Annotated in this window: 17 protein-coding genes; 11 read left to right on the top strand and 6 right to left on the bottom strand. The window is 70.0% G+C overall.

What is annotated here, in order from left to right:
- Window positions 1-375, bottom strand: coding sequence for a ferredoxin-thioredoxin reductase catalytic domain-containing protein (locus KBY90_RS05220; protein ID WP_254967421.1), 375 nt, complete (start codon window positions 373-375; stop codon window positions 1-3).
- A 385-nt stretch (window positions 376-760) separates the two neighbouring features.
- Here KBY90_RS05220 and sufR point away from each other — a divergent pair, with 385 nt between their 5' ends.
- The gene (sufR, locus tag KBY90_RS05215; protein WP_254967420.1) at window positions 761-1,507 is read left to right on the top strand and encodes an iron-sulfur cluster biosynthesis transcriptional regulator SufR; all 747 of its coding nucleotides are present in this window, start codon (window positions 761-763) and stop codon (window positions 1,505-1,507) included.
- Window positions 1,508-1,517: 10 nt separating this feature from the next.
- Entirely contained in the window at window positions 1,518-1,895 is a 378-nt protein-coding gene (locus KBY90_RS05210; protein ID WP_254967419.1) for a hypothetical protein, read from the top strand.
- Window positions 1,896-1,903: 8 nt separating this feature from the next.
- Here KBY90_RS05210 and KBY90_RS05205 read toward each other — a convergent pair whose 3' ends face one another.
- Entirely contained in the window at window positions 1,904-2,794 is an 891-nt protein-coding gene (locus KBY90_RS05205; RefSeq protein ID WP_254967418.1) for an EamA family transporter, read from the bottom strand.
- Between the two features lie 65 nt (window positions 2,795-2,859).
- Between KBY90_RS05205 and KBY90_RS05200 the strand changes: the two genes are divergently transcribed.
- From KBY90_RS05200 to KBY90_RS05165, 8 genes are all read left to right on the top strand, one after another.
- On the top strand, window positions 2,860-3,468 hold the full coding sequence (locus tag KBY90_RS05200; RefSeq protein WP_254967417.1) for a phycobiliprotein lyase: 609 nt from the start codon (window positions 2,860-2,862) through the stop codon (window positions 3,466-3,468).
- 126 nt (window positions 3,469-3,594) lie between these two features.
- Window positions 3,595-4,353 carry a phycobilisome rod-core linker polypeptide gene (locus KBY90_RS05195; protein WP_254967416.1) on the top strand — a complete coding sequence of 253 codons (759 nt, stop codon included), beginning with the start codon at window positions 3,595-3,597 and terminating at the stop codon, window positions 4,351-4,353.
- Between the two features lie 227 nt (window positions 4,354-4,580).
- Complete coding sequence (locus KBY90_RS05190; protein WP_254967568.1) at window positions 4,581-5,627, top strand: DUF4912 domain-containing protein; 1,047 nt, start codon at window positions 4,581-4,583, stop codon at window positions 5,625-5,627.
- A gap of 16 nt (window positions 5,628-5,643) precedes the next feature.
- Window positions 5,644-5,811, top strand: coding sequence for a hypothetical protein (locus KBY90_RS05185; protein WP_254967588.1), 168 nt, complete (start codon window positions 5,644-5,646; stop codon window positions 5,809-5,811).
- A gap of 77 nt (window positions 5,812-5,888) precedes the next feature.
- Window positions 5,889-7,256 carry a phosphatidylserine/phosphatidylglycerophosphate/cardiolipin synthase family protein gene (locus KBY90_RS05180; RefSeq protein WP_254967415.1) on the top strand — a complete coding sequence of 456 codons (1,368 nt, stop codon included), beginning with the start codon at window positions 5,889-5,891 and terminating at the stop codon, window positions 7,254-7,256.
- Window positions 7,257-7,282: 26 nt separating this feature from the next.
- Window positions 7,283-7,525: a hypothetical protein gene (locus tag KBY90_RS05175; protein WP_254967414.1), complete on the top strand. Its 243-nt coding sequence runs from the start codon at window positions 7,283-7,285 to the stop codon at window positions 7,523-7,525.
- Window positions 7,526-7,567: 42 nt separating this feature from the next.
- On the top strand, window positions 7,568-8,794 hold the full coding sequence (locus KBY90_RS05170) for an FAD-dependent monooxygenase (RefSeq protein ID WP_254967413.1): 1,227 nt from the start codon (window positions 7,568-7,570) through the stop codon (window positions 8,792-8,794).
- A gap of 29 nt (window positions 8,795-8,823) precedes the next feature.
- Window positions 8,824-9,312 (top strand): hypothetical protein, encoded by a 489-nt coding sequence (locus KBY90_RS05165; RefSeq protein ID WP_254967412.1) that lies wholly within the window; start codon window positions 8,824-8,826, stop codon window positions 9,310-9,312.
- Here KBY90_RS05165 and KBY90_RS05160 read toward each other — a convergent pair.
- Window positions 9,290-9,712, bottom strand: a complete 423-nt coding sequence (locus KBY90_RS05160) for a hypothetical protein (RefSeq protein WP_254967411.1) — start codon at window positions 9,710-9,712, stop codon at window positions 9,290-9,292. The two genes, KBY90_RS05165 and KBY90_RS05160, sit on opposite strands and share 23 nt — an antisense overlap.
- 152 nt (window positions 9,713-9,864) lie before the next feature.
- Between KBY90_RS05160 and KBY90_RS05155 the strand changes: the two genes are divergently transcribed.
- Window positions 9,865-11,511: an alpha-D-glucose phosphate-specific phosphoglucomutase gene (locus tag KBY90_RS05155; RefSeq protein WP_254967410.1), complete on the top strand. Its 1,647-nt coding sequence runs from the start codon at window positions 9,865-9,867 to the stop codon at window positions 11,509-11,511.
- Here KBY90_RS05155 and KBY90_RS05150 read toward each other — a convergent pair.
- From KBY90_RS05150 to KBY90_RS05140, 3 genes are read right to left on the bottom strand one after another with little or no spacing between them, the layout of a single operon-like run.
- Entirely contained in the window at window positions 11,504-11,857 is a 354-nt protein-coding gene (locus KBY90_RS05150; RefSeq protein WP_254967409.1) for a hypothetical protein, read from the bottom strand. The two genes, KBY90_RS05155 and KBY90_RS05150, sit on opposite strands and share 8 nt — an antisense overlap.
- Window positions 11,858-11,885: 28 nt before the next feature.
- Window positions 11,886-15,308, bottom strand: a complete 3,423-nt coding sequence (locus KBY90_RS05145; protein ID WP_254967408.1) for an efflux RND transporter permease subunit — start codon at window positions 15,306-15,308, stop codon at window positions 11,886-11,888.
- 11 nt (window positions 15,309-15,319) lie between these two features.
- Entirely contained in the window at window positions 15,320-16,381 is a 1,062-nt protein-coding gene (locus tag KBY90_RS05140; RefSeq protein ID WP_254967407.1) for an efflux RND transporter periplasmic adaptor subunit, read from the bottom strand.
- Between the last annotated feature and the right edge of the window lie 118 nt (window positions 16,382-16,499).

The following is a 16,499-nucleotide window of genomic DNA, read 5'->3' as shown; positions in this document are numbered from 1 at the left end:
TCAGTTGCCGGCAGTGGCGGCCTTGATCTCTTCGGCGGTGATGGTCTGTTTGTCGCAGCGGAATGGGTTGTCTTCGGTGAGGAAGAGCATGCAGTGGCACTCCTTGCGCTCCCGCATCGGCACACACGGGCAGTTCCAGAAGGCCTGGGCCACCTCCGCCTCCTTGTCCTCGTAGTGGCGGCAGGGGCAGAGGGCGCCGCCGAGCTCGTCCTTGTGCCGGGCCAGCCCCTCGAGCACCACGGCGGTGACGCCGGAATCGCTGCAGAAGTAGGTGCCGGTGCGCTGGGCGTAAGTTTCCGCGAACTTGCGGATCACCTCGAGGCTGTCAGCGCTGGGGGCGGGGTTGGCGTTGCTGTCGGCGTTGCTGTCGGGCATGGCGCGATCGGGCTTGGGCGACGAGGACTGATCGAAGGGGGCTGGGCGGCAGGGCCTTGGCGACTGGGTCTGGACGACAGGGGCTGGGCAACGAGGACCGGGTCGGGGACGGGGCTCGGCGCTGGACCCAACCCAAGGGCGCGCTGCCGGGTTGGCACCGATGCACCCGGGAAGGTGGATCAGGAGCGCGCAGCCGGACCAGCGATCGGCGGCCAGTTACGAAACAGGGGTGTTTCGTTAGTCGGCACCCTAGGGCACCCCATGGGAACCTGGGTGCTGGGCCATTGTGCCGCTCCGGTGCCGGCAGCGTCCTGACCGCCAGCCCCGCACCACGATCCCCAACCCCTCGCCGTGCGTGGCATCGTGTGCTGGCCGGATCAAGGCCATGGGCTCCCACTCCGCCACCAGCACCACCGACACTGCCGGAGTGACCCCGCCCGCCGCGACCCCGCCCGTCCCGACCACGTCCGCTGCGGCCCCACCGCAGTCGTCCACGCGCGAGGAGGCCCTGTCCCTGCTGCTGCGCCGCGGCCAGGCCACCGCCAGCGAACTGGCCCACGCCCTGGAGGTGTCCGTGCAGGCCATGCGCCGTCATCTGCGCAGCCTGGAGGACGACGGCCTGGTGCAGGCCAGCCCGGCCAGCGAGGGGCCGGGGCGCCCCAGCAACCGCTGGCAGCTCACCGCCAAGGCCCAGGATCACTTCCCTGACGGCAGCGAGCAGTTCGCCCTCAGCCTGCTCGAATCGATCAGCGGCTCGCTTCCGGCCGAGACCCTGCGCAGCCTGCTCGCCCAGCAGGCCGTCCAGAAAGCGGCGCTCTACCGGGCCCGGATCGGCGACGGTCCCCTCCAGCAGCGCCTGGAACGCCTGGTGGAACTGCGCCGCCAGGAGGGATATGTGGCCGAATGCGCCCCGGATCAGAACGGCCGGTCGTGGCTGATGCGGGAACTTCACTGCTCGGTGATGCGCATCGCCGAAAAGTTCCCCTGCGTCTGCGATCAGGAACTCAGCCTCATCCGTAACACCTTCCCGGACTGCGCCGTCGAGCGCGTGCAGTGGCGTCTGGAACAGGGCCACTCCTGCGGATTCCGGCTCTGCCCGACGGCCGGCGACGAGTCGCGCAACCCCGGCTGAGCGGCCGGTGATGGACCACCCCGGAGGACCGCTGACGGCCGCCGAAGTCGACGAGCTCGACGCCACCCTGCTGCCCGCTCTCGAGCGGCACCACCTGAGGCTGCTCGCCCATGGCCTGCGCAGCCTTCAGGAGGCCGCCGGACGTCGCCATGGCCCCCTGCCCGATCCCAGGGACCTGGCCAGCTGGGCGCTTCGGCAGCCACAGGTGGCCGCAGCCTCCGATTTCGCCGATGCCTTCACCGCCCAGCTGCAGAAGCTGGGGGATGAGCTTGCAGCCATCGCCGCCGCCCTGGGCCGCGACCCCCTGGGGCTCACGCTCGCGGAGCTGACGGACTGGGCCCGCAGCCAGGCCGATCGCCGCATCGACGCCCACCGCCGCGGCGACTGACCAGGCCGTCAGCGCACCAGCAGCCCCACCCCCAGCACGCCAAGGGCAGCCGCCAGCCATCCCGCGGGCCCGGGCCGGTCCCCTTCCAGCGGGGCCAGCGGCACGGCCATCAGCGGGGCGGTGGCCAGCAGGGCCACCGCCAGTCCCGCCGGCAGGCGCTGCAGGGCCAGCTGCTGCAGGGCGATTCCAGCGGTGGTGCCGAGCAGGGTGGCGGCGAGCACCAGGGGCCAGCGACGGGCCGCCGGCGCCGGACCCGTCCGCCACCGCCCCGGCACCAGCAACGCCGGCAGCAGGGGCAGCAGGGCCACGCAGGCCCCCAGCAGTCGCACACTCGAGGCCTCCAGCGGGCTGATGGGCTGCAGACGCAGCGCCGCCCGGGCCAGCAGGGCACCACCGCTGCCGCACACCAGGGCCAGCAGCGCCAGCAGCACCCCCAGCTGCTGCAGTCCGGGCTGACCGCGGTCGGCACCGGCCGGGGCATCCCGAGGCTGGGGGGGCTGCTGCCGGGCCACCAGCACCAGGGCCAGGCTCACCAGCAGGATGCCGGCCCACTGGTGCGCGCGCGGCACCTCCGCCAGCAGCACGAGGCCGGCGGCTCCGGTGACGGCCGGCCCCCCGGCCTCGAAGGTGAGCGTGCGCCGCGTGCCCAGCCGGCGCAGCGCCGCGAAGTAGAAACTGTCGCCGGCGGCGATCCCGAGTGCCCCACTGGCCAGCAGCAGGCTGAGGGGCAGCGGCGCCATGGCCGCGCGCTCCAGCAGCAGCACCAGCAGGGGCAGCTGCAGGCTCAGGGCGAGCAGGTTCTTGAGCAGGTTCAGCTGGGCCGCCCCCAGGGACGTGGGGACGCGGCGCCAGAGACCGCTTGCCAGGGTCCAGCCCAGGGCGGCCAGCAGTGCCGCCACCACCCCAGTCGTCACCGCAGGGACATGCGCGTCCTGCGATCATCGCTGCAGATGCCCTGGCTCTCGTGACCGAGCCGATCGCCGACGCCATCAGCTTCTTCCGGCTCAGCTGCGGCCGCTGGCGCTCGCAGCGCAGCAGCCACCACCTCCTGCACCGCCGCGCCGAGGCCGGGGACTCCTGGATCGAGGTGGTGGAACTGCAGCCGGACGATCCCCGGCTGATCGCCGTGGCCGCACTGCACGGTCAGGATCCCGACGGCCTGGCCGGAGGCTGCCGCGTCACCTGGAACGCCTCGATGGCCTGGGACAAGGCCGGAGAGGCCCATGAGGGCGAGAGCGTGTTCGGACTGATCCCCACGGACTCCCGGGGCCGCGCGGGACTGCTGCTGCGGGACCGCGGCTACGCGGAGACCGCGCCGGTGGCCGGCCGCTTCGCCATGGATGAGCGCGACGGCCTGCTGCTCACCACCAGCTACGAGACCATGCAGAGCCTGGAGCGGTTCAGCTTCGCCGGACCCGATGTGCGTCTGCGCACCAGCACGGTCGAAGGGCTCTCCAACACCGCCTCCTTCTGCATCGAGACCCGGGTGGTGCCAGCGGCGGCGGAACAGCCGCAGGCCGCGGCGGCCGCGGCCACGGACGACGGGGCGGCGCTGTCACCGCTGGGCTGGTGAGCCCGGCCGGCCCGCTGCGGTGTTGGCTGTGGTGTTGAACGTTACGGACTGTGAGCCCTGCCGGAAAGGCTTCAGTGGCTCCCCGGCCGCACTTCTACGATCCCCAGCGACGGATGCCGAAGTCGTGTGGCCCTGCCTCTCCTGAAGTACGCGCCCATCAGCCAGAACGCCAGGGTGGAGTCCCTCCGGGTGGGCTCGGATGAGGATCCCAAGGCCGTGTCCATGGACAAGGCCATGGATCGCGAAGACCAGAACTTCGTGATCGAGGCGGCCTACCGCCAGATCTTCTTCCATGCCTTCAAGGTCGACCGCGACCGCACGCTGGAGTCCCAGCTGCGCGACGGCCAGATCACCGTGCGGGATTTCATCCGCTCCCTCTGCCTGTCCGACACCTTCACCCGCAGCTTCTACAACCTCAACAGCAACTACAGGGTGGCCCGCCACCTGGTGGAGAAGCTGCTGGGCCGCAAGACCCACGGCAAGGCCGAGGAGATCGCCTGGTCGGCCGTGCTGATGACCCGCGGGGTCAAGGGGATGGTCGACGACATCCTCGACAGCCAGGAATACCTGGAGGCCTTCGGCTACGACACCGTTCCCTTCCACCGCAACCGGGTGGTGGGCAGCCGGGATCTGGGCGACACCCCCTTCAACATCACCAGCCCCCGCTACGACGCCTACTACCGCAACATCCTGGGCTTCCCCCAGGTGGTGTACACCGGCACCGCCCGCACCCTGCCGGAGCGTGCCCGCCAGCGCCGCGGCGGCTATCCCGAGGACTACCTCAGCTGGGTGCGCGGCCTGCCGGCCATGCGCGCCAGCAGCGCTTCCGCCAGCGCCGACATCGACTATCTGGCCAGGGTTCCCTACCGCAGCATCGGCCGCTGAGCTTCAGCCCAGCGTTCTCCCGGCGGCCGCAAGGCCGCTTTTTTCATGGCTGGATCGATGGTTGCCTGCGGCGGGCCAGGGGCAGCGGGGGCCGGTCACGGACAATCGCTCAACCCGTCAGTGCTTGCTGACCGCCTGCGCAGCGGGGAGCCGATGGTGACAAAGTTTGTCCACTGATCCCGAAGGAAACGTTCACTGTGGCCAAGTCGCTCGGATCGCTCGCCCGCATGACCCTGCGGCAACTGCGCCAGGTTGCCAGCGATCTCGGCGTGGCTCTCTACAGCCGCAAATCCAAGGAACAGCTGGTGGCGGCCATCGAGGAACGTCAGGATCAGGAGACCAACGAGCCGAGCCTGCAGGCCATCGAAGCCGAGCTGGAGCCCGCCCCCCGTCCGCAGGCGGAGACCAGCGTCGTGTTCCTGCCCCGTGACCCGCAGTGGGCCTACGTGTTCTGGGAGATCTCCGATGCCGACCGGGCAGCCGCCCAGGCCGCCGGGGCTTCCCAGCTGTGCCTGAGGGTCGCCGACGTGACGGGCCTGCCGGGGGGTTCGGCCCACCCCCACACCCTCCAGGAGGTGATCGTCGACAGCCACGCCACCGAGTGGTATCTGCCCGTTCCCCTCAGCGACCGCGACTACCGGGTTGAGCTCGGCTACCGCAAGGGCGGCTCAGGGGGCTGGATGTCGCTGGCCTTCTCCTCGGTGGCACGGGTGCCGGCCCTCCACCCCAGTGACCAGATCCTCGACCAGTTCGTTCCCTTCTCCCTCGAGAGCGCCCCGGCACCCACCCCGCAGGCTCCCGTCGAGCCGGTGGGGGATACGGGCCTGCACGAGCGCCTCTACCAGAGCGCCACGTCCCAGTGGCGCCGCATCAGCCGCGGTTCGGAGGCCTTCCACGAACTCGAGGGAGCCGGCCTGGAGGGCGCCGAACTGAACGCCTCCGGCATCGGCATCTGGGCCAGCGGCCGCGATTCCGGCATCGGCGGCGTGGCTCCCCGCCAGCGCTCCTTCTGGCTGGTGGCCGATGCCGAACTGATCGTCTACGGCGCCACCGATCCCTCCGCCCGCCTGAGCATCGGCGGCGAGGACGTGCCGCTCTCCGCCGACGGCACATTCCGGGTGCAGGTGCCCTTCCGGGATGGCAAGCAGCTCTATCCGATCGAGGCCGTGGCCGCTGACGGGGAGCAGAAGCGCAACATCACCCTGGAATTCACCCGCAGCACACCCGAAGACAACAGCAACCCGGCCGAGAAAGCCGCCAGCGAGTGGTTCTGACGTGCAGCTGAAGCGTGTGCTGGTAGCTGCCACACCGCTGGTGGGAGCGATCGCCTTTCCGGTGGCCGTGCCCCTGGTGATCCGCTCGATGGGGCTGCCCTCGGCCGTGCTCACCGCCGTCGTGCTCGGCAGCCTCTGGTTCGTGGTGATGCTGTTCAGCGCCGAAATGCCCTCTCACGACTGACACGACTGAACCGCAGGCCGCCCTCAGCCGCGTGCTGCGTGCCGGGGCAACCCTGATCCAGGTGTTGCCCGATTGCCATGCTGAAGCTGCGGCGCCTGCCCTGGGCCGCTGCCCTGGGGCTGTTGCTGGCCGGTTGCGGCGCCGAGGCCGCCCTGGTGGGGTCCCCGCCGAAGCCCCCGCCCCTGCCTGAAGGCATGGCGGTGGCCTTCAACCACAACCCCGCCAGCCGCTACCGCAGCCCGATCGATGGCCGCTGGCGCCAGGGCGACGACCTCGAGGCCTTCGTGCTCGCCTCGATCGCCGGCGCCGAGCGGGAGATTCTCGTGGCGGTTCAGGAGCTCACCCTGCCCCGCATCGCCCGGGCTCTGGTGGAGCGGCATCGCCAGGGGCTGCGGGTGCGGGTGGTGCTGGAGAACAGTTACAGCACCCCCTGGAGTGAGCAGCACCTGGCCGATCTCTCCCCCCGGGAGCGGCACCGCAGGGCCCAGCTGGAGGCTCTGGGCGGGGGCGATGCGGTGGCCCTGCTGCGCGACGGCGGCATACCGGTGATCGATGACACCGCCGACGGCAGCGCCGGCAGCGGCCTGATGCACCACAAGTTCATGGTGATCGACGGGCGCGAGGTGCTCACCGGCTCCACCAACTTCACCTCCTCGTGCATCCACGGCGACCCCGATGACGCCAGCACCCGGGGCAACGTGAACCACATGCTGCGGCTGCACAGCCAGGAGCTGGCGGCCCTGTTCCGGGAGGAATTCGAGCGCCTGTGGGGCTCAGGTCCGCTGGGCGGCCAGGGCAGCCGCTTCGGCCTGGCCAAGGAGAGTGCGGGCCTGCGCTGGGTGAGGGTGGGCAGCACGCCCGTGGGCGTCTTGTTCACGCCCCACCGGATGAGGGACGAGCGCAACGGACTGCAGCTGCTGGCGGAGCTGCTCCAGCAGGCCGAGACGCGACTCGATCTGGCCCTGTTCGTGTTCTCCGACCAGCGGCTGGGCAACGTGGTGGGCGATCTGCATGCGCGCGGAGTGGCCGTGCGCCTGCTGGCCGATCCGGGCTTCGCCAACCGCTTCTTCAGCGAAGTGCTGGATCTGCTCGGGCTGGAGCTGCCCGATCACCGCTGCATCGTGCAGGCCGGCAACCGCCCCCTCGACGATCCCCTCCCGGGCGTGGGCACGCCCCGCCTGGCCGGGGGAGACAAGCTGCATCACAAGCTGGCGGTGATCGACAGGCGGCGGGTGATCACCGGCTCCTTCAACTGGAGCCCCGCCGCCGCGCACACCAACGACGAAACGCTGCTGGTGATCGACTCCCCCCGGCTGGCGGCGCACTTCGGCGCCGAGGTGGACCGGCTCTGGAAGGGGGCGGAGCTGGGCATCACCGAACGGCTGCAGCGCAAACAGCAGCGGATGCTGGAGCGCTGCGGCAGCGGACGCCGGGCCGCCGCATAGGATCGATGTCCGGGTCAGCAGCCCCCATGCCCTCCCCCTCCGCATCCCGCGAACAGCGCGCCACCCTGGATGCGATCCAGCTGATGCTGCGTGACCTGCACACGCGCCACGACGACATCCGCCACAGGGCGGCCTTCCGGGGCTGCACCCGCGAGCTGCTGGAGGTGCAGCAGGAGCTCGTGGACTACCTGCTGGCCAAGAAGAGCGAGCTGATGGGGCAGAACTGCCGCGACGGCCAGTCCCATCCCAGCTACACCGCCTATCTCTGACACCGCTCTCCGACACCACCCACGCCTGATCCGATCGTGATCGTGGGCGCCGGTCCCGCCGGCGCCACTCTGGCCCTGCGTCTGTCCCGCGCCGGCCGGCCGGTGACGCTGGTGGAGGCGTCCACCTCCCTCGAGCGCCAGTTCCGCGGTGAGGCCCTGATGCCCCATGGCCTTGAGGCCCTGGAGGCGATGGGGTTGCTGCCGCTGGCCGGCGCCATCCCCCAGCGGCCGCTCTGCGGCTGGAGCTTCGTGCTCGAGGGGCGCGAGCTGTTCCGCCTGGCCGAGCCCCTGGAAGCGGGGCCGGACGCGGCAGCCTGCACCCTGATCAGCCAGCCGGAGCTGCTGCGCCACTGGCTGGCGGAACTCGGGGAGTTGCCGGGAGCGCGGCTGCTGCTGGGCCGGCGGGCGGCGGGCCTGCTGCTGGAGAACGGCCGGGTGGCGGGCGTGAGGCTGGACGACGGCCAGACGCTGACGGCCAGCCTGGTGGTGGCGGCCGATGGCCGGGCATCCCGCCTGCGGCAGCAGGCCGGTCTCCCCCTGCAGCGCCGGGGCGATGCCATCGAGCTGCTCTGGTTCCGGCTGGAGGGTCACGATCCCAGCCCGCTGCAGGGCTGGTTCACCACTTTGATCGGCCCTGGCGGGCTGTTCAGCGCCTTCGACAGTGCCAGCGGCGGGGTGCAGCTGGGCTGGGTGCCCCAGGGGGAGGAGACCAGCGGCGACTGGGCGGAGCGCTTCGCCGCCCTGAGTCCGCCGGCCCTGGCGGCCTGGCTGCGCGACGCGGCCGCCGACCTGCGCGAGCCGGTGCGGCTGCGGGTGGAGGTAGGCCAGGTCGAACGCTGGTGGCGGCCCGGCCTGCTGCTGCTGGGCGATGCCGCCCATCCGATGAGCCCGGTGCGGGCCCAGGGCATCAACCTGGCCCTGCGGGATGCCTGCACAGCGGCAGAAGAACTCCTCAAGGCCCTGGAGGGCTGCGGTGGCGAGGAGCAGGAGCGGCGGCTCGACCGGGCCCTGGCACGCATCGAGGCACGCCGCCGGCCCGAGTGCGAGCGCATCCAGACGCTGCAGGCGGAGGAGACACAGCGGGGACTGCTGTTGCGCCGGCAGGGCTGGCTGCGCCGGGCCCTGGCATTGAATGCCCCCTGGCTGGGAGCGCTGGTGGCCGAACGCTGGCGCCGCCAGCAGCTGCCCCTGCGGCTCGGTGTCACCAACCTCCACGGTGACGGAACCACGCCAGCGGCGGCGGCGGCAGCGGCGGCGGCGCGGCGATGATGGGTTCTGCCGCAGGGCCCGCCACAGCCATGCTCCGCTTCGCTTCCCCTCCGTCCCCCGGCCGCCGGCGGCCCGGCCCAGGACCGCTGGCCACCGCACTCCTGCGCTGGGCAGGTCTGCTGCTGGTGCTGGCCATGGCGCCTGCGGCCCAGACGCCCGCCCGGGCCAGCGAGCCCCCCTATCCCACGCGTGAGCAGCTGCGCGAACTGCAGCTGGCCACCTTCAACTGCGCCCGGGAGAACCAGGCCGGGGACTGCGATGGCGCCCGCCTGCAGGCCGATCCCCTACTCGACCATCCGCGGCTGCCGGGCAGCTGCAAGGACGCGCTCTGGGAGATCCGCGAGCAGGCGGTGACGGCACCCGAGAACAGTTTCGAGCGGCGCGATCGCCTCGATCGGGCCGGCCAGGATCTGATGCGCTTCTGCCCCCGCAACGCCCAGCCCGCCACCCCGAGGGCCAACTCCAGCCCGCCACGCCCGGCGCCGGGGTTCGGGTTCAGCGGCGGGGGGGGTCGTTGATCAACCCCAGCACGTCCCGGGCGGTGGCCTCCATGAAGTCCTTCGACCAGGTGGGCTGAACCACGGCCCGGTTGGAGAGTTCGCACAGGGAGTTGCGCTGCCCGGCCGCCTCACAGCTGGCCACCATCTGCAGCAGGGCATTGGTGAGCTTGCCGCGCAGGCAGCTCTCGGTGCCGGCACGGGCGAGCACGGCCCGCGCCGCCTCCCGCGTGCGCCCCAGGGCCTGGTCGTAGGGAACGGCCCTGGCTCCGCCCATCACGGCCGCGGTCGCTGCGCTTGAGAGCCCCAGGGAGAGCAGCCCCAGGCCCAGCCCAGCCGCCCAGCGCAGCAGGACATCCGGGAGATGGCCTGGGCCGCGGCGCCAGCGGGCGGTGATGGCAACCTGGCGTGAGTAAGACATGGGCGATCAGGGCGGGCACCCGGGGCATCGGGACAACCCGCCTGTCTCGCGGGCTTCCTCCGGAGCGTAGCCAGGGTGGCCGGTGTGGCCGGAACCGCAGGGTTAGTTTGTGGGCAACCGCCCCCGCTGCGATGGCCCTGAACGTGCAGGAGATGAGCGTCCGGACCATCAGCCTGCCGCAGCCCTTCAGCGACCAGAAGCCCGGCACCTCCGGCCTGCGCAAGAGCAGCCGCCAGTTCGAGCAGCCCCACTACCTGGAGAGCTTCATCGAGGCGATCCTCCGCGTGCTGCCGGGGGTGGCGGGCGGCACCCTGGTGCTGGGCGGCGACGGCCGCTACGGCAACCGCCGGGCCATCGGCGTGATCGTGCGCATGGCCGCCGCCCACGGAGTGGCCCGCGTCATCACCACCACCGGCGGTATCCTCTCGACGCCGGCGGCCTCGCACCTGATCCGGCTTCACAACGCCATCGGCGGCATCATTCTCTCGGCCAGCCACAACCCGGGCGGGCCGCAGGGCGACTTCGGGGTGAAGGTGAACGGAGCCAACGGCGGACCGGCCCCCGAGTCGATCACCGACGCCATCTTCGCCGTCACCCAGACGCTGGACGGCTACCGCATCGCCGAGGCGCCGGACGGGGACGGCGGCGTCGATCTGGAGCACACCGGCAGCCGCAGCCTGGGCAGCCTGCAGATCGAGGTGATCGACGGGGTGGACGACTACGTGGCGCTGATGCAGCGCCTGTTCGACTTCGACGCCATCGCCGATCTGCTGAGGGGCGATTTCCCGATGGCCTTCGACGCCATGCATGCCGTCACCGGGCCCTATGCCACGAGCATCTTCGAGGGGCTGCTGGGCGCACCGACCGGCACGGTGCGCAACGGCATCCCCCTGGAGGATTTCGGCGGCGGCCACCCCGATCCCAACCTCACCTACGCCCACGAGCTGGCCGAGCTGCTGCTGGGCAGCGACGCCTACCGCTTCGGCGCCGCCTGCGACGGCGACGGTGACCGCAACATGATCCTGGGCCAGCGCTGCTTCGTGAACCCCAGCGACAGCCTGGCGGTGCTCACCGCCAACGCCACCCTGGCGCCCGGCTATGCCGATGGCCTGGCCGGTGTGGCCCGCTCGATGCCCACCAGCGCCGCGGCCGATGTGGTGGCCACAGCGCTGGGCCTGCCCTGCTTCGAGACGCCCACCGGCTGGAAGTTCTTCGGCAACCTGCTCGACGCCGGCCGCATCACCCTCTGCGGCGAGGAGAGCTTCGGCACCGGCTCCAACCACATCCGCGAGAAGGACGGCCTCTGGGCGGTGCTGTTCTGGCTCAACATCCTGGCCAGGCGGCGCGAGCCGGTGAGCCGGATCATGGCCGAGCACTGGGGCCGCTTCGGCCGCCACTACTACTCCCGCCACGACTACGAGGCCATCCCCAGCGAAGCGGCCCATGGGCTCTACGGCCGGGTGAAGGGCATGCAGCCATCCCTGGTGGGACAGGTGTTCGCGGGGCGCAGCATCGCCACCGCCGACGACTTCGCCTACAGCGATCCGGTGGACGGCTCGCTCACCAGCGGTCAGGGCCTGCGCCTGCTGCTCGATGACGGCAGCCGGGTGGTGCTGCGCCTCTCCGGCACCGGCACCCAGGGGGCCACCCTGAGGGTGTATCTGGAGAGCTACGTGCCGCCCAGCGGCAACCTCAGCCAGGATCCCCAGCTCGCCCTGGCGGATCTGATCCAGGCGATCGATGACCTGGCCGAGATCCGGGTTCGCACCGGCATGGAGCGGCCGACGGTGATCACCTGAAACCTGGATCACCGGAACCCCGGGCAGGTAGTTCTTCGGCGCCTGCCGAGGGGTCTCGGGGCTCGGGATCGTCCTGGCCAAGGCGGCGGTCGGCAGCGGATGGGCGCAGGGAGCCATGCCGATACCCCTGGATGCGCTCCAGCTGCTTCATCGTCTGGGTGGCCAGCCCCCAGAGCGCTCCCGCGGCGCTGAACAGCACGAACCACCAGTAGAAGGTGCTCGGCCGGACATCGGCCGGGGTGTTGAGCACCAGTGCCCGCAGGAAGAGCGCCACGGACAGGCCGATCCCCCCACCCACCAGGGCGGCCAGGGTGGCCGCGGCGCCGTTGAAGCGGGGGCGTGCCATCAGCGGCTCCGAGAGGTGAGACGGGGCATCAGGCGCTGCTCTCCTGAGCGGAAGCGGCTGTGTCTGCGTCGGCACCGCCCTCGCCGAAGAACTGCTTCATCACCACATAGAACACCGGCACCACCAGCAGCGAGAGGATGGTGGCCACCAGCAGCCCGCCGAACACCACGGTGCCCAGGGAGGACTGGCTGCGTGCCCCGGCACCACTGGCCAGCACGAGGGGCAGGAAGCCGAACAGGGAGGAGATCGCCGTCATCAGGATCGGCCGCAGGCGTGACTGGGCAGCCTCCCGGGCCGCCACCAGGGCCGTTGCCCCGGCCGCCATGCGCTGGTTGGCCAGATCCACGATCAGGATGCCGTTCTTGGCCGCCAGGCCGATCAGCATCACCAGACCCACCTGGGCATAGATGTTCAGCACCTCACCGCGAGCGGCAAGGAAGAGCAGGGCACCCAGCATGGCGGTGGGCACCGTCATCAGGATGATCAAGGGGTCGGTGTAGCTCTCGTACTGCGCGGAGAGCACCATGAACACCACCAGGATGCCAAGGGCAAAGATCACGATCGCCAAGGCGCCGGCCTTCACCTCTTCGCGGGAAATTCCCGTCCAGTCATAACCAAGACCAGGCACATTGAGCTGCTCGAACTGGGAACGGATGGTGCTGATGGCTTCACCGGAGCTCCTGCCCGCAGCGGCATTGCCTTCCACCTGGATGGACCGGAAGAGGTTGAATCTGGGGATCACAGACGGACCGGTGATGGGGCGTACCGCGAAGAACTCCGAGAGCGGCACCTGATCTCCGTTGCCGTTGCGCACAAACAGCTCGGTCAGTGATTCGGGAGTGGATCGATAAGCCTCATCTGCCTGGATGTAGACGCGCCTGGCCTGACCCTCCACGAACGTGTCGTTCACGTAGGAGCCACCGAAATAGAAGCTGAAGGTGCTCATGGCATCGCCATAATCAATCCCCAGGGCCGCCATGCGATCCCGGTCCACGAGCACCTCCAGCTGCGGACTTTCCGGCGAGAACTGGGTGAACACCCGGCTGAACACACCGGTCTGCGTGGCGTTGCGGATCAGGGTGCTGGCCTGCTCGGCCAGCTCGGGCAGGGAGAAGGCACCGCCGCTCTGATCGAGCAATTGCAGCTCGAAACCATCCCCGGTGCCATAGCCGGGCACGGCTGGAGGCTCGACGACGAACACCCGGGCATCCTCCACCCTCTGGAGTTTGTCGTTGAGACGCGCCACGATCGCCGCGACACTGCGCTCAGGTGACTGGCGCTGATCCCAGTTCTCGGTGCCGAGGAAGAAAATGCCGCGGTTGGGAGCATTGCCCTGCAGGCTGGCCCCGCTGAAGAGAGCGGCGCTCTGCACGCCGTTCTCCTGCTCCGTTCGCAGGATTTCCGCCACCTCCTGATTGATCGCCTCGGTGCGCTCCAGCGACACCCCGTCGGCAGCCTGCACGAAGCCGATGGCATAACCCTGGTCCTCCGTGGGCACAAAACCCGAAGGCATCACATTGAAGGCCACGGCCGTGAGGGCGATGCCGCCCGCCAGCAGGCCCATGACAACGCGGCGGTGGTCGAGAACCCAGCCGAGCAGGCCCCTGTAACCGCTCTCGACACGGCCGTAGAAGCGGTTGAAGACGGCGAAGATGGGGTCGAGAAAGAAGCCCAGCAGCAGGCCGATGGCGGTGAAGATCACCACCGGCAGGGGATTGGCCAGGCCACCGAAGACCACACCTGCGGCGGCACCGCCGATGGCGAAAGGCAGGCGCAGGGGAAGCCCGGTGGTCAGCTTGAGCGCGAAGCCGACGAGCACGCCGGCCAGGGTCGCCAGCAGCGCCGGCACCACGCCTCCGCCGGCGGACAGCAGTCCATAGACGAAGCCCACGAAGCCGCCACCGATGCCGTAGGTGCGGCGGGAGGGCGTGCCCCCTTCCAGCCCCAGCAGCAGACCCGAGAGCATGGGCGAGAAGCTGAGGGCATTAAAGGTGGAGATCGCCACCGAGAAGATGATCGTGGCGGCGAACTGCTTGTAGATCGTGCCGGTGGCGCCTGGGAAGAACAGCACCGGCACGAACACCGCGAACAGCACCAGGGAGGTGGCGATCACCGCGGAGAACAGCTCATCCATGGTGGCCATGGCCGCCCTGATGGCCCCCAGTCCCGACTGCTTCTTGCTGGTGGTGTCCTCGATCACCGTGATGGCGTCGTCCACCACCAGTCCGGTGGCCAGCACCAGCCCGAACAGGGTGAGCTGGTTCAGGGAGAATCCGGCCGCCAGCACACCGGCGAAGGTGCCGATCAGAGCCACCGGGATGGCGATCCCCGGCACGAGGGTCGACTTCCAGTCCTGCAGGAAGAGGAACAGCACCAGCACCACCAGCACGACCGCATCCCGCAGGGCATTGGCCACGCCCCGGATCGAGGCGTTGATGAAGTCAGTGGTGTCGTAGATCTTCTCCGCCTTCACGCCGGGGGGCAGGCTGGCCCGGAAGTCCTCGATCACCTTCTCCACACCGGCCGAAACGTCAACGGCATTGCTGCCACTGAGCTGGTAGATCGCCATGCCCACCGAGGGCACGCCGTTGATGTCGGTGGCACCGATGTTGAAGGTCTCACCCCCGAGGGACACGCGGCCCACATCCTTGAGCCGGATCAGCGACCCATCGCCCATGCGCCTGAGGATGAGATTCTCGAATTCCTCAAGCGAGCGCAGACGGCCCTGCAGCTGCACGGTGAAGGTGTAGGGCTGGCCGTCCGGCGAGGGCTCGCCACCCACCTGTCCGGCGGGCACCAGGCGGTTCTGGCTCTGCAATGCCGCCCGCACATCGGCCGAGGTGAGGCCGACGGACGTGAGGCGACCGGGATCGAGCCAGATCCGGTAAGCCAGCTGGCGGTTGCCGAAATAGGTGAGGGAGCCGACGCCACGAACACGGCGGATCGGATCGGTGAGGTTCTGATCGAGCAGACCGGAGAGAAACTCGACGCTGTAGGGATTCTGCGGATCCTCTGATGCGAAGTTATAAACAAGCAGAATCGAATTCGAAGCCTTCTGAACACTGACGCCGGTCTGCCGCACTTCCTGGGGCAGCCTCGGTTCGGCCAGGGACACACTGTTCTGGACATTCACCTGGTTGATGTCCCCGTTCGTGCCACTGGCAAAGGAGATGGTGATGCTGGAGACCCCATCGGCAGAACTGGTGGAGGTGATGAACTCCATGTCCTGCACGCCGTTGATCTGCTGCTCCAGCACCGAGGTCACGCCCTCCTCCACCGAGATGGCATCCGCACCGGGATAGACGGCTCGCACGGTGACCGTGGGAGGGGCGATGTCCGGCAGGTTCTCCACCGGCAGCACGGGGATGGCGATCAGACCGACGATCACGATCAACAGGCTGCAGACCGTGGTGAGGACCGGCCGGGTGATGAAGGTGTTGGAAGGAGACATCAGCTAGGGCCTCACTTGACCACCACCGGCGTGCCGTGCCGGAGCCTGATCAGGTTGGTGGTGATCACCCGCTCACCCGGTTGCAGGCCCTTGAGCACCGGGTAGCGGTCGCCCTGCACGGCACCGAGCTCCACGGGGGTCTGCAGGGCATAGGCGCCATCGGCCGGGAGGGTGGCCAGCTGCTGCTCGGTGAGCTGTCCGGGATTGGCCCTGAGCTCCTGCAGTCCACCGACGCGGAACACGAAGCTCTGCCCGGAGGTCTGCCGCACGGCGCTGAACGGCACCGCGAACTGCGGCCGGGTGTCGAACACCACGCGGGTGCGCAGGCGCATGCCGTTGCGCAGGTCCGGACCGGGGTTGTCGAAGGGCATCGTCACCAGCAGTCCCTGGGTGTCGGCCGTGACGTTGGGGTCGACGAAGCTCACCCGGCCGCTGGCCAGGGTGCCGCCGCCACCGGGAGCCTCCACGAACACCTGCTGCCCAAGCCGCACGCGGGAGGCGTGGACCGCGGGCACCTCCACGCGCACCTGCAGGCGGTCGTTGCGGATCAGGCTGGTGAACGGGGTGCCCTCCCGGATCACATCCCCCACCTTCACCTCCAGGTCGCTGACGACGCCGGTGATGGGGGCCCGCAGGTCCTTGAAGGCCAGATCGGCCTGCCGGATCCGCACGTTTTCCTGGGACTGCAGGAAGGCTTCCCGGAAGCGATCGCGCTGGAAGGCACTGGCTGCCCCCTGGGCCGCCAGGAATTCGTAGCGTCTGAAGTCGATCCGGTTCTGCTCCATGGTGGCCCGGGCCGCCGCCAGCTCGGCCTGACTCTGTTTCTGATCCAGCACCACCATCAGCTGCCCGGCCTGCACCACCTCCCCCTCCCGCACCAGGATGCGCTCGATGCGTCCCCCCGCCCTGGCCGCCAGGGAGACCTTCTCCACCGATTCCAGGGTGCCGACGGTGGTGAGCTGGTCCGCGAAGGCCGAGGACTGCACCGGCGCGGCCTCCACCGGCACCAGGGTTGGCGGCGCCGTGACCGGCTGGCGGGCGCAGGCCACGAGCCCAGGGCTGCCTCCGGTCATCAGAGCCAGAGCGGACAACCGGCGAATCAGCACGCCCCGGCAGCAGGCAGACCGGGTCATTGTGCCCGTACCGCACGGCAGCGGCCATGGGCGGGCGAGCAGGCGTCAGCGGTTCAGC

Origin of the sequence: Cyanobium sp. CH-040 (genome assembly GCF_024346135.1) — a bacterium.
Lineage (GTDB): Bacteria > Cyanobacteriota > Cyanobacteriia > PCC-6307 > Cyanobiaceae > NIES-981.
Note: the sequence above shows the minus strand (reverse complement) of the source record. Positions and strands in the feature narration are given on the sequence as shown.

What these genes read in the sequence shown, in the direction of transcription:
- KBY90_RS05220 (WP_254967421.1), bottom strand. Translation starts at nt 375, where the DNA reads ATGCCCGACAGCAACGCCGACAGCAACGCCAACCCCGCCCCCAGCGCT.
- sufR (WP_254967420.1), top strand. Translation starts at nt 761, where the DNA reads ATGGGCTCCCACTCCGCCACCAGCACCACCGACACTGCCGGAGTGACC.
- KBY90_RS05210 (WP_254967419.1), top strand. Translation starts at nt 1,518, where the DNA reads ATGGACCACCCCGGAGGACCGCTGACGGCCGCCGAAGTCGACGAGCTC.
- KBY90_RS05190 (WP_254967568.1), top strand. Translation starts at nt 4,581, where the DNA reads ATGACCCTGCGGCAACTGCGCCAGGTTGCCAGCGATCTCGGCGTGGCT.
- KBY90_RS05180 (WP_254967415.1), top strand. Translation starts at nt 5,889, where the DNA reads ATGCTGAAGCTGCGGCGCCTGCCCTGGGCCGCTGCCCTGGGGCTGTTG.
- KBY90_RS05175 (WP_254967414.1), top strand. Translation starts at nt 7,283, where the DNA reads ATGCCCTCCCCCTCCGCATCCCGCGAACAGCGCGCCACCCTGGATGCG.
- KBY90_RS05165 (WP_254967412.1), top strand. Translation starts at nt 8,824, where the DNA reads ATGCTCCGCTTCGCTTCCCCTCCGTCCCCCGGCCGCCGGCGGCCCGGC.
- KBY90_RS05160 (WP_254967411.1), bottom strand. Translation starts at nt 9,712, where the DNA reads ATGTCTTACTCACGCCAGGTTGCCATCACCGCCCGCTGGCGCCGCGGC.
- KBY90_RS05155 (WP_254967410.1), top strand. Translation starts at nt 9,865, where the DNA reads ATGAGCGTCCGGACCATCAGCCTGCCGCAGCCCTTCAGCGACCAGAAG.
- KBY90_RS05150 (WP_254967409.1), bottom strand. Translation starts at nt 11,857, where the DNA reads ATGGCACGCCCCCGCTTCAACGGCGCCGCGGCCACCCTGGCCGCCCTG.
- KBY90_RS05145 (WP_254967408.1), bottom strand. Translation starts at nt 15,308, where the DNA reads ATGTCTCCTTCCAACACCTTCATCACCCGGCCGGTCCTCACCACGGTC.
- KBY90_RS05140 (WP_254967407.1), bottom strand. Translation starts at nt 16,381, where the DNA reads ATGACCGGAGGCAGCCCTGGGCTCGTGGCCTGCGCCCGCCAGCCGGTC.